Source organism: Bradyrhizobium betae, from assembly GCF_004123905.1.
GTDB lineage: Bacteria > Pseudomonadota > Alphaproteobacteria > Rhizobiales > Xanthobacteraceae > Bradyrhizobium > Bradyrhizobium betae_A.
Map to the genome: position 1 here is coordinate 97,958 of NZ_MZXW01000021.1, position 15,410 is coordinate 113,367.

15 protein-coding genes are annotated in these 15,410 nt (G+C 64.8%); 9 read left to right on the plus strand and 6 right to left on the minus strand.

Going from position 1 to position 15,410, the window contains the following annotated elements; translation table 11 throughout:
• The first annotated feature begins 43 nt into the window (after positions 1-43).
• On the plus strand, positions 44-976 hold the full coding sequence (locus B5V03_RS18685) for a dihydrodipicolinate synthase family protein (protein ID WP_129271871.1): 933 nt from the start codon (positions 44-46) through the stop codon (positions 974-976).
• A 2-nt stretch (positions 977-978) separates the two neighbouring features.
• Here B5V03_RS18685 and B5V03_RS18690 read toward each other — a convergent pair whose 3' ends face one another.
• The 5 genes from B5V03_RS18690 to B5V03_RS18710 form a co-directional block, all read right to left on the minus strand.
• Complete coding sequence (locus B5V03_RS18690) at positions 979-1,659, minus strand: SDR family NAD(P)-dependent oxidoreductase (RefSeq protein WP_129271872.1); 681 nt, start codon at positions 1,657-1,659, stop codon at positions 979-981.
• A 4-nt stretch (positions 1,660-1,663) separates the two neighbouring features.
• A complete protein-coding gene (locus tag B5V03_RS18695; protein WP_129271873.1) occupies positions 1,664-2,848 on the minus strand; it encodes a sialidase family protein in 1,185 nt (394 codons plus the stop codon).
• Positions 2,845-4,275, minus strand: a complete 1,431-nt coding sequence (locus B5V03_RS18700; RefSeq protein ID WP_129271874.1) for a sodium:solute symporter family protein — start codon at positions 4,273-4,275, stop codon at positions 2,845-2,847. The genes B5V03_RS18695 and B5V03_RS18700 overlap by 4 nt, the downstream gene beginning before the upstream one ends.
• Before the next feature lie 252 nt (positions 4,276-4,527).
• Complete coding sequence (locus B5V03_RS18705) at positions 4,528-5,781, minus strand: multidrug effflux MFS transporter (RefSeq protein ID WP_129271875.1); 1,254 nt, start codon at positions 5,779-5,781, stop codon at positions 4,528-4,530.
• A gap of 87 nt (positions 5,782-5,868) precedes the next feature.
• Positions 5,869-7,221, minus strand: coding sequence for a glycosyltransferase (locus tag B5V03_RS18710; RefSeq protein WP_129271876.1), 1,353 nt, complete (start codon positions 7,219-7,221; stop codon positions 5,869-5,871).
• A gap of 377 nt (positions 7,222-7,598) precedes the next feature.
• On the opposite strand from B5V03_RS18710, the gene B5V03_RS18715 reads away from it, so the two are divergent.
• The 7 genes from B5V03_RS18715 to B5V03_RS18740 all read left to right on the plus strand — a co-directional run bounded on the left by B5V03_RS18715 (position 7,599) and on the right by B5V03_RS18740 (position 14,538).
• Positions 7,599-8,549: a c-type cytochrome gene (locus B5V03_RS18715; protein ID WP_164988114.1), complete on the plus strand. Its 951-nt coding sequence runs from the start codon at positions 7,599-7,601 to the stop codon at positions 8,547-8,549.
• A gap of 451 nt (positions 8,550-9,000) precedes the next feature.
• A complete protein-coding gene (locus B5V03_RS18720) occupies positions 9,001-9,726 on the plus strand; it encodes a response regulator (protein ID WP_129271878.1) in 726 nt (241 codons plus the stop codon).
• A gap of 107 nt (positions 9,727-9,833) precedes the next feature.
• Positions 9,834-10,445 carry a DUF1127 domain-containing protein gene (locus tag B5V03_RS18725; protein ID WP_129271879.1) on the plus strand — a complete coding sequence of 204 codons (612 nt, stop codon included), beginning with the start codon at positions 9,834-9,836 and terminating at the stop codon, positions 10,443-10,445.
• Positions 10,435-10,602 carry a hypothetical protein gene (locus B5V03_RS41520; protein ID WP_164988115.1) on the plus strand — a complete coding sequence of 56 codons (168 nt, stop codon included), beginning with the start codon at positions 10,435-10,437 and terminating at the stop codon, positions 10,600-10,602. Before B5V03_RS18725 ends, B5V03_RS41520 begins: the two co-directional genes overlap by 11 nt.
• A gap of 42 nt (positions 10,603-10,644) precedes the next feature.
• A complete protein-coding gene (locus B5V03_RS18730) occupies positions 10,645-11,628 on the plus strand; it encodes a cytochrome-c peroxidase (RefSeq protein ID WP_129271880.1) in 984 nt (327 codons plus the stop codon).
• On the plus strand, positions 11,625-14,120 hold the full coding sequence (locus B5V03_RS18735; RefSeq protein WP_129271881.1) for a two-component system VirA-like sensor kinase: 2,496 nt from the start codon (positions 11,625-11,627) through the stop codon (positions 14,118-14,120). The genes B5V03_RS18730 and B5V03_RS18735 overlap by 4 nt, the downstream gene beginning before the upstream one ends.
• A 124-nt stretch (positions 14,121-14,244) precedes the next feature.
• Positions 14,245-14,538, plus strand: a complete 294-nt coding sequence (locus B5V03_RS18740; RefSeq protein WP_129271882.1) for a hypothetical protein — start codon at positions 14,245-14,247, stop codon at positions 14,536-14,538.
• A 66-nt stretch (positions 14,539-14,604) separates the two neighbouring features.
• On the opposite strand, the gene B5V03_RS18745 is transcribed toward B5V03_RS18740, so the two are convergent.
• Positions 14,605-15,120, minus strand: a complete 516-nt coding sequence (locus B5V03_RS18745) for a ferritin-like domain-containing protein (RefSeq protein ID WP_129271883.1) — start codon at positions 15,118-15,120, stop codon at positions 14,605-14,607.
• 100 nt (positions 15,121-15,220) lie between these two features.
• Between B5V03_RS18745 and B5V03_RS18750 the strand changes: the two genes are divergently transcribed.
• Complete coding sequence (locus B5V03_RS18750; protein ID WP_129271884.1) at positions 15,221-15,409, plus strand: hypothetical protein; 189 nt, start codon at positions 15,221-15,223, stop codon at positions 15,407-15,409.
• Position 15,410: the final 1 nt, after the last annotated feature.

The following is a 15,410-nucleotide window of genomic DNA, read 5'->3' on the forward strand; positions in this document are numbered from 1 at the left end:
AGGCTCTGCTTGTCACCGATTTCAAAATCCTGGGAGCCGATTTGTGACTGCAACCATCAAAGGCATCATTCCCGTGATGCTGACGCCGTTCACCGAAGCCGACGCGATTGATTATGCGAGCCTCGAAAATCTGATCGAATGGTACATTGCCAATGGCGCGGATGCGCTGTTCGCGGTCGCCCAGTCGAGCGAGATGCAGTTTTTGAGTCTCGAGGAGCGCGTCGCGCTGGCGCGTTTCGTCGTGCGGCAGGCCGCAGGCCGTGTGCCTGTCATCGCATCGGGCCACGTCAGTGAATCCCGCGACGACCAGGTGACCGAGCTGACCTCCATCGCCGCAACCGGCGTGGACGGACTGGTGCTGGTGACGAACCGGTTCGATCCGAAGGGGCAGGGCGGTCCCGTCTTCATGGACAATCTGCGCGCACTGCTCGCCGCGCTGCCGGCGGGTCTTCCACTTGGCCTCTACGAATGTCCTGCGCCGTTCCGCCGGCTCCTGTCCGATGACGAGCTCAAGTTCTGCGCCGGGAGCGGACGCTTCGCGATCCTCAAGGACGTGTCCTGCGACCTCGAGACCGTGAAGCGCCGCGTGGCGCTGACGAAAAGCTCGTCGCTTGCCATCGTCAACGCCAATGCGGCGATCGCCTTCGACGCCATGAGGGCCGGATCAGCCGGCTTCACCGGAGTCTTCACCAACTTCCACCCCGACCTCTACAAATGGCTGCTCACCGACAGCTCCAGGCATCCGGCTCTAGCGGACGATCTCTCCGTCTATCTCGCGCTCGCCGCGATGGCCGAGCCGATGGGATATCCCAAACTGGCGAAACTGTATCATCAGAGGCTCGGCACCTTCTCGTGCACCCGCAGCCGCGCCGTCGACTTCGACATTCGTGAGCGCTTCTGGGCGCTCGATGCACTGCTCGACAAGATCATGCAGGGGCAGGCGAGCTTCCGCGCCAGGATCGCGGCTGCCGGCTGAGCTCAGAGCGAGCTGCCGCCGCAGATGACGAGCTGCTGCCCGGTGATGGACGCGGCTTCCGGCGACAACAGGAACGCCACGGCGTGCGCGACTTCACCCGGGCGAATGAAGCGGCCGATCGGCGGCAGTTTTGGGGTGACACCAGCGCGCGAGGGGTCCTTCAGCATAGGTGTTTCGGTCGCGGCCGGCGCAACGACGTTGACTGTGACGCCCTTCGGCGCAAGCTCGATCGCCCAGGACCGCGCCAGCGCGACCAGCGCCGCCTTGGTTGCCGCATATTGCCCGCGGCCGGCGGCACCCGATGCGGTGCGGCTGCCAATGAAGACGATGCGGCCTCCGTTCGGCAGGCGCGGCGCCAGCGCATTGGCGAGACGTTCGGCGACATCGACATGCAGCCGCCACATCGCAGCGCCATCGTCGTGATCGAGAGATCCGAGCTCGCCAACCTTCAGCATGCCGGCCGCATGAACGAGTGCGGTCGGCGCGAGTTCAGCGACGGCGTCCGTAACGCCGTCGACGTCGTTCAGATCGAGCGACAGGTGATCGAACGCCGGATGGTCGAACGTTACAGGCCGGCGGCTGATCCCGGTGACGCGCCAGCCGTCGCGCAACAGGCGCTCGACGATCGCCGCGCCAATCCCTGAACTGGCGCCGGTGACGAGTGCGTGCGGCCTCTTGTCCATGTTCTCAGTCCCGCGTCACCCAATTCTCGTTCACCCGGACATATTTGATCGCGCGGCGATGAAAGGTGAACGCCGTGTGGATCGCGCCGTCGGCGGTCTGTTTGACGGAGGGGTAGGACAGCTCGCGATTGGTCTGGTCGCGCGAATTGTTGGTCATGCAGTAGCCGTCGCCGGTCTCGACATTGCGCTTGGCCCACGACCGCCCGCCGTCGGTGGAGACCGCCAGCGTCATCGGCGCCCGCGGCGCGCCCCAGAAGGCGGTGCGTCCGTCGGCCTTGCTGCCGTCGCCGGCGAGCACCGGCGGCAGATCATCCTCGATCTCGTCATAGAGCGAGAGACGGCGCCCGGTCGCGTCCTTGGCGCTGGAATCGTTGAACACCAGCGCAAGATGTCCATTGTCGAGCCGCGCCAGCTGGATCGAGGAATTGTTGTTGGGAAGCGCGGTGGCCTCAGGCGTGGACCAGGTGCGGCCGTGATCCTCGGACCTGCTCTGGTAGATGTTGTCGGCCCAGCGGCTGCGATACACCGCAATCAGCGAGCCATCGTCGAGCCGCGCGATGCACATATGCACGCAGCCGCGGCTGCCGGGGACGTCGATGTCGCGCCAGGTCGCGCCGGCATCGGGCGAGATCTTCACCGCGCTGGTGTCCTCGTCGCCGTTCCATTTCCGCCCCGGTGTGCTGTGGCAGTAGAACACCGGCAACAGCCAGTCGCCGTTGTCGAGCACGACGATCGGCTGCCGGATGAAGGTGCCGCGGCCGCGATGCTCGGGAAACAGCGTCTCGATCGGGCCCCAGCTCTTGCCGTGGTCGCGCGAGAGACGGCGGCGGATGATGGCGGTGTCCTGGTTGCCCGCGAGCTGCGCCGTCCACATCAGCCACAGCGTGCCGTCAGGGGCCGGGAACAGCACCGGGTTCTGCTCCGAGCGGCCTTTGTCGTCGGACAGCTTTTCGGCAGGCGACCATTGCGCCGCGCCGCGGGGCAGGCGCGAGAAATAAACCGAGATGTCCGACATGCCCTCCTGCGTGCCGCCGAACCAGACGCAGGCCAGATCGCCGTTGGCGAGCGGCATCAGATTGGCGGCATGGTTCTGCACGCAAGGCGAGGGAATGAAGGCGTCGAACCGGTCGGGATCGCCGGCAGCCTGGCGAACGATGCCATCGGCGGCGATCTCGATGTCGGTAGTCATGTCGAAGTCCTTTCCACGAATGCATTGGGCTGTGTCGCCTGCGGAGTCGCTGCGGGCGTGCGGCCGAGCACGAGGCGCTCGATCGCCATCACGACCAGCGGTGTTGCGGCCGCGGTATACATGTTGTCGATGCCGAAGGGGTTGCCGAGCATGTACCAGACCGTGGTCGAGACGGCGGCGCCGATCAGGCCGGCGGTGGCGCCGCGGTTGCTGGCAAACAGCGGCAGATAGAAGCCCATCATCGCCACGATCGTGATCGACAGCCGCAGCGCGCGGGTGAAGAACGACAGCTTGAGGATCTCCGGGATGAAGAACACGAAAACCAGCGGTGCGATGCCGATCACGATCGAGAACACCCGGGTCATCTTCAGCTCGCGCTCCGGCGTCGGCTTCCAGTAGGGCACGTAGAAGTCGCGCACCACGAGCGAGGCGATCGCGAGCGCGACGGTGCAGACGCTGACGAAGATCGAGGCGACCAGCGAGGTCGTCACGAAAGCGGAGGCCAGCGGCGGCATTTTCTCCAGAAACACCGGCAGTGCGTAAAGGCTGTTCATATCGGGATAGAGATATTTTGCGGCGACGCCGATCAGCGCGAGCAGGAAGCCGAGCGGGAGACAGAACGCCGCCGCATAGAAGGTCGCCTTGCGGGCATCGTCGGCGCTCGGCGTCGAGGAGATCGCCTGCACGATGAACTGGGTCGAGAAGATCGCGCCGACCGTGCCGAAGGTCCAGGCGAAGATGGTCGCAAAGCCGATCTTGCCGTCCCAGCTGAAATAATAGGCCGGCAGCTTGGCCTGGATCGGCGCGATGCCGCCGGTCAGCGACATCGCCACTGCGAAGATGATGACGATGCCGATCACCTTGAAGGCGCTGTGCAGGATCGTCACCCAGGCAACGCCCTTCAATCCGCCGAACACGTAGTAGAAGGTCGAGACCACCGCGATGATGCACATCGCGACGGGCATGCTGACATGCAGCGCCGTGGTGATGGCGGCCGCGCCGCTGACGTAATTGCCGACATTCACCAGCAGCAGCGCGTAGATCATGATCACGGACACCGTGAGCATGGTCGACTTGCCGTATTTCTGCGCGATCGCCGCCGAGATGGTGTATTCGCCGGAATTGTAGAGCTTCTTCACCATCAACAGCCCGAACAGCAGGAAGCCGATCGAGGCGCCGAGCACGGCCCATCCGGCTGCCATGCCGGACTGGAACGCTTCCTGCGCGGTGCCGACGGTCGACTTGGCGCCGACGAATTCGGACATCATCAGCACGCCGACGACGACGGCCGGCATCGCGCGCGCAGCGGTCATGAACTGGTCGCTGGTCCGGCTGCGCAGCTTGAGCGTGAGCCAGGATGTGAAGGCGATGTAGGCCACGATCATCGCGACGATGAGCGTGCTGTCGCCATTGAGAATGGCTTGCATCGGTGGACGTTTCCTCTGGTACGCGGATGCGGTGTTTTGAGCCCGCTTGGTCCGATGAGTGATGTTCGGAATGCGAACAATTGTTCTTAATTGCTATTAGACCTTTCCCGACGCGGTGCGTCAAGCGCGGGGGTGGAGGCGGCGCGGCAACGCACCCCGTCGGGAGTGCGTTGCCGCAGCAAGTTCAAAGGGTTGCCATGTGCAGGATTGCATCGTCTCGGGCGGACGCGCCGCCGCGCGATCCCCGCGACCTCAGGAGCGCGTGGGGCTCCGGATCGCCGCGCCGCCGGCATCGATCGTCTGCGCATTCAGGCGACGTTCGGCGGGACGGGCGACCAGAACATACAGGACCAAAGCGAGCAGCGACGACGCGGCCATCACCGCCGTCATCGAGAGCGCGGTCCGTCCGTCGAAGCGCACCGCCACCAGTCCGCTCGATATGGCACCTGCGATCAGCTGAATGCTGCCGGCAGCGGCGCTGACGGCGCCGGCGATGTCGGGGAGATGCTGCATCGTCGCGCTCATCACGTTCGGCACGCTCAGTCCGAAGCCGAGCGCCACGGCCATCAACAGTGCGACGACGACCGCCGTGGGCATCCAGCCAGCCAATGTCATCGCGAGCAGGACGACGCTGGCCGCCGCCGACAGCGTCAGCCCGATGGTGAGCATATGGCCTGAGGATATTCCGCGCCGGCCGAGCTGGCCGTCGAGGAAGGCGCCCGCCATCACCGACGCCGAGCAGGCGCTGAAGATCAGGCCGTATTGCGCAGGCGAGAGGCCGACGGCGCCGACGAAGAACAGCGAGGCGCCGGTGACGTAGGCAAACACCGTCGCGCCGCCCGCGGCGCCGACCAGGATGAAGCCGAACGACACCGGATGCGTCAGCACCCGGCGATAGCTGTCGATCACGGCTGATGGCACCAGGCGCGTGGATGGAGCGTCCACCGCAGTTTCGGCGAAGCGACACATCACCACCACAAGCAGCATGAAGCCGATCGCGGCCTGGGTCGCATAGATCGATTGCCAGCCGGCCGCCGCCAGCAGGGCGGCGCCTGCCGTCGGCGCGATCACGGTTGCGACATTGACTGCGACCATGACGTTGCCGATCTTGCCGCGCGCAGCGTCACCGTCGAAGAGGTCGCGGATGATGGCGAAAGTCGTGGCCGTCGCGGCCGCGCCGATCCCCTGGAGGAAGCGGCATACGAGCAGAAGCGGCAGCGAGGTGGCCAGCGCGCAACTGACGCTGGCGGCGATGAACAGTGCAAGGCCAAAGGCCAGCACCGGCTTGCGGCCGATGCGGTCCGAAACCGGTCCGTAGATCAGCGGCGCGGTGGCAAGGCTCAGCATGAAGGCGCTCATCGTCAGCCCGACATCCGACGCGCTCACACGAAGCGCAGCGCCGGTGGCGGCCAATGCCGGCAGATTGATGTCGATGCCGGAATACGGTACGGCCGCGAGAGCGCCGAGCAGCAGCGTGAAGGCAAAGGTGTCTGGTTCAATCCGCATGGACGAATATCCGGTGAGGTGTGATGGATCTTCACGCGGCGATGGAGCGCGATCGTGCCGCGCTCCATCGCTTTCTTCATCTGCGGATCAGGCGCGCCGGCCGGCACGCCGTCCCTGGCTCGCAGCGATCGCGCGTTGGCGCGACACTTGGGTCTCGTCGGTCACGAGCTCGCTGATGACCCGGACAATTTCTGCCCGCGTGTTGATCCCGGCGAACTCGTCCGCGATCTGCGCTGCGCGCAACTGATAGCGCGGCTGGTCGAGCACCGCCCGCACCGCGTCGCGCAAGGCCTCCGGCGTCGGCTCGTTGGTCTCGAGGTTGATGCCGACGCCGGACCATGCGACCCGCGCGTTGACGTCGGCCTTGTCCTCAGTCAGTCCTGCGGTGACCAGCGGGATGCCGTAGCTCATCGCCTGGTTGACGCTGCCATAGCCGCCATTGGTGACGAGCACGTCGACGTTCGGCAGCAGCCATTCGAACGGCAGATAGGGCGCGATGCGTGCGTTCGAGGGGATCTTGCCGGGGATGGCATCGACCGGGCGGCCGCCCGCAGTGGCGATCACCAGGATGTCGGGCTCGTCGGCAAGTGCGGCCAGCGTCGGGGCGACCAGCAGGTTGAAGTTGTGATTGGCCACCGTTCCCTGCGTCACCAGAACGACCTTGCGCGAACCGTCGAGGTCTTCGGCCCAGGCGGGCGGCGGGACCTGGTTGGGGATGATCGGAGGCGTGCCGACGAAGTGCACGGAGGACGGGATCTCGCGCGGAAATTCGAAACTGGGCACCGACAATTGCAGATAGGCGTCGCCGAGCGCGACAACGGAATGGAATAGCGGCATCGCGATCGGCCCGACGCCGAGGGTCTTCAAGGCGCGGTTCAGACGCAGCGACACGGGTTGATCGACCGCCGCATCGAAGTCCCGCGCCATGGCCGCATACCGACTGCGCTCCTCTTCGGACTTTGCCGGCGGCAGGCCGAGGAAATTGGGCCCACCGTCCTCACGCGCCCAATGCAGGAACGAGGTGCCGCAGAACGCGATGGGAGGCCGCTGCGAGCGCGGGCCCAGCAGCATTGGCAACACGCCGAACAGCATGTCGTCGCAGACGATGATATCGGCCGGGAATTGCTGCAGCACCTGCAGCAGTCCCTGGTGCTGGGCCGGAATGGCGTCGACGAAGAAGCGCTCGCAGGCAACACGGAACCACTCGAGTCCCGGTGGAATGGTCTTGAGCTCGGGAAACCGCGAGAAGACGTCGTTCGGGTCGAAGTCCGCATCCTCCGGCAGGGGAAAGAATTTGACGCCGCTGGCTTCGACGCGGGCCCGAAAGGCGGTGCCTGTCATAAACGCAATCTCATGACCTTCGGCGATCAGGATCTGCGTGATCGCCAGCATCGGATTGAGATGACCCGTCGCAGGCGTCGAAGCGATAAGAATCTTCATGGGAGATGACCTCTTGATGATCGAAGCATGGTCGCCACAGGGCGGCCGCTCGCGTGAGCAAGAGGGAATTGAGGGGATCGCCGTTACACCAAGGCTTCCGATGGCCAGCAAATGGTTACGTCGGCAACGCATCGTGGCGCGGCCAAGGCCAGTATCAAGGCCAGCGTCATGCCGGCGGCGGTGGCGTCGCCGCACGAGGATTACGATTGTAACGCGAGCGGCCTGCCGTGAAACGAGGCGGTAATGCCGCGCCCGTAATCCGGCAAAGCGCCGTTTGGCGTGCCGCGGACATTCAACGGCGATTTGGCCGAAGGCAATTATTGACGACCAGGATATCGCGCGGTTGTGACCGCGCAGAATTCTTTGAGGAGTACGCCATGCAGGATGTTGTCGCCCTGGCAGCGATCGTCGCTCTCATTGCGCTTCTGGTCTGGCTCGGCGTTCGCGCCTTGCGGGCAGATCATCTTGTCGTGAGGTGGGGCGGGGTGGTGCTGGTGGCAACGCTGGCCATCACGCTATCAGGTGTGGGCGCGTTGACCGCAGCGGGCATCGTCAAGCAGCATACCCGTTCTGCACCGGTCCCCGATCTCAAGATCGAGGCGACGCCGGAACAGATTGCTCGCGGCCGGGCGGTCGCGGATGGCTTCTGTGCCGGATGTCATTCGAAAAGCGGCGTGCTGTCCGGCGGCGGCGACGTTGGCAAGGACCTCCCGCTTCCGATTGGCTCTTTCGTGCCCGCGAATCTCACGCCCGCCGGAGCCTTGAAGCATTGGTCCGACGGCGAGATCTTTCGCGCCATTCGCAATGGCGTCGACGCGCAGGGGCGATGGCTGGCCATCATGTCCTTCACCAATGCCGGCCGGCTCAGCGACGACGACACCAGCGCGGTGATCGCCTATATCCGCAGCTTGCCCGCGACGGGGGAGCCGACCCGGGATCCGCCCGACCATTTCAGCCTGCTGGGCCTGGCGATGCTGGGCGCCGGACTGCTGCCGGACGCCAAGCCGGTGTTCACCGGGGTGATCGTCGCGCCGCCGAAGGCGCCGACGGCCCGCTATGGCAGGTACCTCCTGTCCTATCAGGACTGCCGTGAATGCCACGGCAAGGATCTCGCCGGCGGCGTGCCCGGCCAATTGCCGCCGCTCGGACCCGACCTCACCATCGTCAAGGACTGGAGCCAGGCACAGTTCATCGCCACCATGCGCACGGGTGTCGATCCGAACGGACATCACCTCGCAGAGCAAATGCCCTGGCGGCCGATCGGGCGGATGGACGACGACGAACTGGCTGCGATCTACCAGTATCTGGCGGCTCTCCCGCGCACCTGACATATCCAGTCGAAGTGCGGCCGGTCTCGCCCGGCCGCACTGTCGCCATTCACGCCTCGCGCAATAGCAAGCGCAACGGCGGAAGCACGCGCGTAGCGGACGTCGACGTCGCGCGCGCAGGAAAGCTTTCACAGTCTCTAAAACTTTCACAGTCTTTCGCTGACAGTCACGCAGGGCGTCGTCACCGCCGAACAGTCCCTTCGTCTCCGACGAACAATGACGCAGGCGGGCACATTGGAATCGCTCAAAAGTAGCATTAGCTCGGATCACAATGCTTCACGTCTGCGATATCCGATGGAATTGGCCGCAGAAATACCGGGTTACGGCGTCATCAGAGCGTTATGGACGGTGTCGCGCATGGCGAGGTTTTGGCTGTCCCCTATATTATTTTGAGTGATTGCGGATATTAGATCGCGCCTCTGTTGGTGACGGCAGATTTTGAGAGAGAAGTATGCTTGCAGATGTTGGCCACATCGTCGTTGTCGACGACGATCCCACCTTGCGACAGATGGTGATCAGATATCTGGAGGAGCACAACGTCCCGACCAGGGCGGCCTCCAACAGGACTGAGTTGAACCACTATCTCGAAGCCAGTCAGCCCAGTCTGATCATTCTCGACCTTCGGCTTGGTCAAGAAGACGGTCTGGATCTGCTGCGGGAGATCCGTTCGCATTCCGACGTGCCCGTCATCATCACGACCGGCCACCGCCCCGATGAGATCGATCGTATCGTTGGCCTCGAGCTCGGCGCCGACGACTACATCATCAAGCCGTTCTCCTTGCGAGAGCTGCTCGCACGTGTCCGGGCGGTGTTGCGCCGACAGGAGATGGGCCGTGCCGCGCGCGCCCGCGATCCCGAGCGCGGCGGCTATCGCTTCAGCGGATGGAAGCTGGAGCGCCGCGGTCGCAAGCTGATCGATCCCAACGAAGCGCCGGTGCCGCTCAGCAAGGGCGAGTATGCGCTGTTGCTGGCCTTCCTCGAAGCGCCGCAGCGGCCCCTGACCCGCGAGCACCTGCTGCAGGCGACCCGCATCCACGAGGACATTTTCGATCGCAGCATCGACGTCCAGGTGCTGCGGCTGCGGCGCAAGCTGGAGACCGACCCGAGCGCGCCGCGCGTCATTCAGACCGAGCGCGGAGTCGGCTATGTCTTCGCGGTTCCCGTGGATCCGTTCTAAACGCGGCCGCCGCATTGCAACTGTAACCCCTTTGTCGATGGCGGTGATCTCGGTGTAACGGCCTGTATGCAGATTGCCTCCCACCAACAGCGTGTGGGAGATTTACGATGAAACCGCAGTCTCGCAGTGTAGCCCGTGTTGTCCGACTGAGTGTCGCCGAGCCCGATGGAGCGGGCCGGCTCGTGCGGTTCGATGACGGTGGCCTTGTCCGTCCCGGTTCCGGGCGCAGCACGATGCCGGGCGTTGCCGACATCGGTTCGCATCCTGATGCGGGGCCGGAGCGCGACACCGGCACATTCTGGTGGGCGCTGGCCTTTTCCCTGATGGAGGGCTTTGCCCTCTATGGCGCGGCGTTGCATCCGACGGCGGCCATGCCGGTTCACGCCATCCTGGCGGCCACGCGGGATCGCCAGCCCGCTGACGCCGGCGAGCCACCGCAGCGGGCGCGGAGCAGCTCCGGTGCGGAGGCCGAAAGCACCGGCAACGTGGTCGAGTTCGATCGCGTCCGGCCGCGCGACGCCCAACCGGAGCGCCACTGGACCTGGCTGCGCGCGGCGGGTGAGACGGTGTCGGCCTTGACGGCGCAGCTGCGCCGCGAGCGCGAGATCAGACGGGCGATTGCGGCTCTCAAGGATCTCGACGACCGGACGCTGCGCGATCTCGGAATCCGCGGCCGGTCGGAGATCGAGTGGACCGTGAGGTACTGCCATGATTGCTGATGCGTTCTATCTCGCCTTCACCGGGCTGGAGCTCTGCCACGCCGCGTGCCGCCTGATGATGTCGAGCGGCCTCAGCTCCGGCCTGTTCGGCCCCCGTCTGCGGATCTGGTGGTGGCCGCGTTCACGAAATCATCGCGCTTCGATCAAAAGCCCTTGAAGAGATGCAATTGGTTTCGCTTCCACCCCCATATGATTGACAGTGCGACTCTTGACTGGATTTCGCGGAGCCGGGCCAGGCGCCGGCTATCGGGGCGGCGTCATCGCCATTTGCGCGGTGCTGTTGTGCTGCGTGGAAGTCACGCCTGCGCCGTCGCAATCGCCGCCGCCGGTTGTACTGGACCGCGGCGAGCCGATCACGCCAATTCCCTCGGCTCCCGCCCTCGACCCGCTCAAGGTCGCGCTCGGCGAGAAGCTGTTCAGCGACCGTCGGATATCGCACGACAATTCCCGCAGCTGCCAATATTGCCATGACGTCGCGACCAACGGCGCGAGCCAGAAGCGGCACGATGTCGGTCTCGACGGGTCGGACCTTGCGCTCAACTCGCTCACCGTCTTCAACTCCACGCTCAGCTTTCGTTTCAGCTGGGAAGGAAAATTCCGCACCATCGAGGCCGATATCAACGCATCGCTGGAAAGCCCGCACACCATGGGCAGCAGTGCGGTGGAAATTGCGGCAAAGCTTGATGCCGATCTCGATATGCGCGGCCGCTTCATGGCGGCTTATGGCCGCCGTCCGGAGGGCGACGATGTCGTCGACGCGCTCGCAAGCTTCCAGCGCACGCTGCTCACGCCGGGCAGCAGGTTCGACCGCTGGCTCCAGGGTGACGACGCAGCGCTGTCGCCCGACGAACGGGACGGATACCGCCTGTTCAAGTCGCTGGGGTGCTCGGCCTGCCACCAGGGCGTCAACGTCGGTGGCAATCTATTCGAGCGGCACGGCATATTCCATCCGCTCGCCTCGCCCGAGCCGAAGATCCTGCGCGTGCCGAGCCTGCGCAACGTCGCGACCACGGCGCCGTATTTTCACGACGGCAGCGCACCGACGCTCGATGACGCGGTTCGCAAGATGGCAATGGCCCAGTTGAACGCGACGCTGACAGATCAGCAGGCCAGGTCGCTCGTCGCCTTTCTGGGCAGCCTGACCGGAACCTATCGCGGCGCGCCCGTGGGAGGCTCGCCGTGAGATCTACTCCGCTCGTTGCCAGCTTTGCATTCGTGCTCGCGCTTCTCACCTGGCTCCTGCTCAATGGGCTGAACATCAATTCGGCGCGTTACGACAGCCAGTTGCAGGCGCTCGGGGATTTCAACAGGTTCGAGCGCGGGATGACCAGGGAAGTCCTCACCGCGCGCGCCGGCTTGTCGCGCAATTACGACGGGCTGGTGCAGATGGTGAATGCCTATGACGATGCCTTGACGCGGTTGCGCGACACGGTAGGCCTCGACCCCGAGCAGACCGGCGCGATCGATGTGCTGTCGGCGCGTGCCGGCCGGCAGGAAAGCTTGATCGAACGGTTCAAGAGCAGGAACGCGTTGCTCCAGAACTCCTTTGCCTATTTCGGCCTGTTCAGCGACAAGCTGGCTGAATCGGGGTCCCGGCCGGTGGTGACGGCCGCCTCCGCATTGGCGGCCGCCATGCTGCGCCTGACCCTCGATACTTCGGACGCGGCGGCGCGCCAGGTCGAGGACCGGCTGGAAGAACTGGCGCAGCTGCAAACGCCGCCGGCCGAGCAGGACTCGGTCCACGCGCTGCTGACGCACGGACAGATGCTGCACGACCTGCTGCCTGATATCGACACCATCCTGAAGACGCTCGTCGCCGATTCCAACAACCGCGAGCAGGATGCCATGCTGGCCGTCATCCTCAAACGCCAGCTCGCCGCCCGCGCCTCGGCGCGCAAGACGCGGTTGCTCCAGTATATCACCTCGCTGCTGCTGCTTACCGGTATCATCTATTTCGGCATGCTGTTGCGCAAACGGGCTGTGACGCTGCGCCGGCGCGCGACGTTCGAGCACGCGATCGCCAATATCTCGATGCTGTTCATCAACTCGAGCAACGAGCGGATCGCCACCGATGTCGAGATGGCGTTGCACCAGCTTGCCGGATATATCGGCGCGGACCGAGCCTATTTTGCCTGCGTGGCCGGGACCACGGTGCACACCTATCGGTGGTCTCGCGATGGCATCGCGTTCGAGCCGGGCTGGCCGGAGCGGGTGCTGAGCCTTGCGCCGCGATTTGACGCCGGCGAGGACGGCATCGTCTATATCCCCAAGGTCAACGGTTCACATCCCCATGACATGATGAGCCTGCTCGCCGAAGCCGGTGTGAGCGGCTGGCTGTGCATCACGGCGCCGTACGGCAGCCGCGACGGCATTCTCGGCTTCGATGCCGTGCGCGGAGACGCGCTCACATACTGGTCCGAGGTCTCGCTGTTTCGCATGGCCTTCGACGCCATCGGCAACGCGATCGGGCGCGCCCGGCTCGAAGGCGAGAAGGAGCGTCTCCAGGCGAGCCTGCAACAGGCCCGACGCATGGAGACCATTGGAACGTTCGCCAGCGGCATCGCCCACAACTTCAACAATATCGTCGGCGCGATTCTCGGCTATGCCGAAATGGCCGATGCGCGGGTCCCGTCGGGGAGCCGGCCGGCCGCGAGTCTCGCGGAGATCCGCCGGGCTGGTGAGCGGGCGCGTCAGCTGGTCGAGCAGATTCTCAGCTTCGGTCGCCGAGGCGAGGGAAGGCGGGAGCGCGTTTGCGTCAAGACCCTGGTCGACGAAACCAGATCGCTGTTGGCGGCATCGCTGCCCTCGCACGTCAAGTTCGAGGTCAGCGAGACGGCCGAAATGGCGGTCGTGACGGGCGAGCCGGCCCAGTTGCAGCAGGTCATCCTGAATCTGTGCAACAATGCGGCGCAGGCGATGAAGGAACCGGGTCGCATCGAGCTCAATATCGAAACGTATGAACTTGCGAAGCCGTTGCCGGTCGGGCGCAGCGAAGTCGGTCCTGGCCACTTCACTGTCATTTCGGTCGCCGATCCCGGGCCCGGCATGGATGAGGCGACGCTGGAGCGGATCTTCGAGCCCTTCTTCACCACCCGCCCGGATGGCAACGGCCTCGGCCTCGCGACGGTTCGCGAGATCGTCGAGCAACATGGCGGTGCCGTCGCCGTTCAGAGCAAGCCCGATGCCGGAACGCGCTTCGACATCTGGTTGCCATCGGGCGAGCCTGACGTGCCGGCTCAATGCGGCCACGATCCGGTGTTGCGGGGCGCCGGCGAAACCGTGCTGGTGATCGACACCGACCGCCGCCGCCTGTTGCGCCACGAGGAAATTCTCGCGGCACTGGGTTATGAACCCGTCGGCTTCACCCGGCTGGCGGAGGCGACCGCCGCCTGCCGGGCCGCGCACGCTCGTTTCGACGTGGCACTGGTGTGTCACCTGCCCGGAGGCTCCTCGCTCGATCTCGCGGCGGCCTTGCATGATGCCGCCCCGGCTCTGCCGATCATCCTGGCGGCGCCCTCGGCACGCGATCTTGCGATGCCCTCGCTCAAGACATCCGGCATCACCGAGCTCGTTCACCACCCGCTGGTATCGGTGGAGCTCGCCGGCGCGCTGGCGCGGAGCCTTGTCGCATCAGTCAGGAGCGGAAGGCTGAGGCGGGCGGCCGGGGCGTTCTGAGCCGCGACGGCATTGCATGCGATTTCAGCCGTAACGCGATATCACGCGGGCGAAATCGCGGGGTAGCCGGCATCTCCTATTCCTGACGAGCGCGTGTTCGCAATGTCACCGCAATAGGAGAAAGATGATGTCGAACAGACTTGGTGTGACCACCGTCGCAGCTGCGTTGTTGTTCTTGCCGCTTTCAAGCCTGAGAGCGGGCGAAAGTACGGGCGCCGGCGCCCGCAAGATGACTATCTCGCCCGATAATCCCGCCGTGACAAGGTTCGCGGACTTGTACCGGCAAGCTCCCATTGGACACCGGCAACCGCGGCAGAGCGATATGGCCGCGCCCGTGCAGGCCACGCGCGTCGACACCGAGCTGCAGCGGCTCGATGTGGAGATCGATCGCAAGCTGATCATTTGCCGCGGCTGCTGATCATCCCTGAAGGCGGCGGGCTCGCGTGGCAGGCCCGCCGCCCTCGCTCGCGCGACAAACGTCCACTTACGCCGCGTTCGACGCCTTGGCGTTGACGCCCTTGCGCAAAGCGACCGTGTTCAGCTTGGTATTTGCAGCCTTTTCTTCGTTCAGGTTGGTCGTCAGAAAGCGGACGATCTCGTCGTGCCCGAGCTCCTCGGCCCAGGCAATCAGCGTCCCGTAGCGACACATCTCGTAATGCTCGACGGCCTGCGCGTTCGCGACGATGGCGGCGTCCAGCACGGCCTTGTCCTCGATCTCGCCAGCAGTCTCGTCGGCCTCCTTGATGATGCCGTCGATGGCCGGGCACTGCGTCCCACTGGGTTCCTTGCCGAGCTTCGCAAATACCTTCTGAAGCCGCTCCACCTGCTTGTTGGTCTCCTCGAGATGGTTCGTGAGGCCGGTCACGAGGTCCCGGTTGGTGGCCTTGTCGATCATCTTCGGCAGCGCTTTAAGGATCTGCTGTTCCGCATAATAGATGTCCTGCAACCCGTGGATCAGCAGGTCGTCCATCGATTTGATGTCCTTGGTGAACAGTCCCATCTGCAATCTCTCCCTTTCGCAATGGCTGGTCTTGGTGACTGTTCTGGAACGTCGGCGCGTGCTCGCAGTTCCTATTCACGGAACGGACAGGAGCATCGATATGCCCGACGAACGCTTTGCCACATTGCTGGGCCAGGCCGCGATGGACGTGTGGGGCGATATGCCGCGCGACGTCCAGGAAGCGCTGTTCGAGACGGCGATGAAAGGCCATGCCGGAGACCGGGAAGCGCTCGCGCGGCTGTTGCATGATCGCCATCCGCGCACGGCTCATCCCGTCAAACCCGATTGAA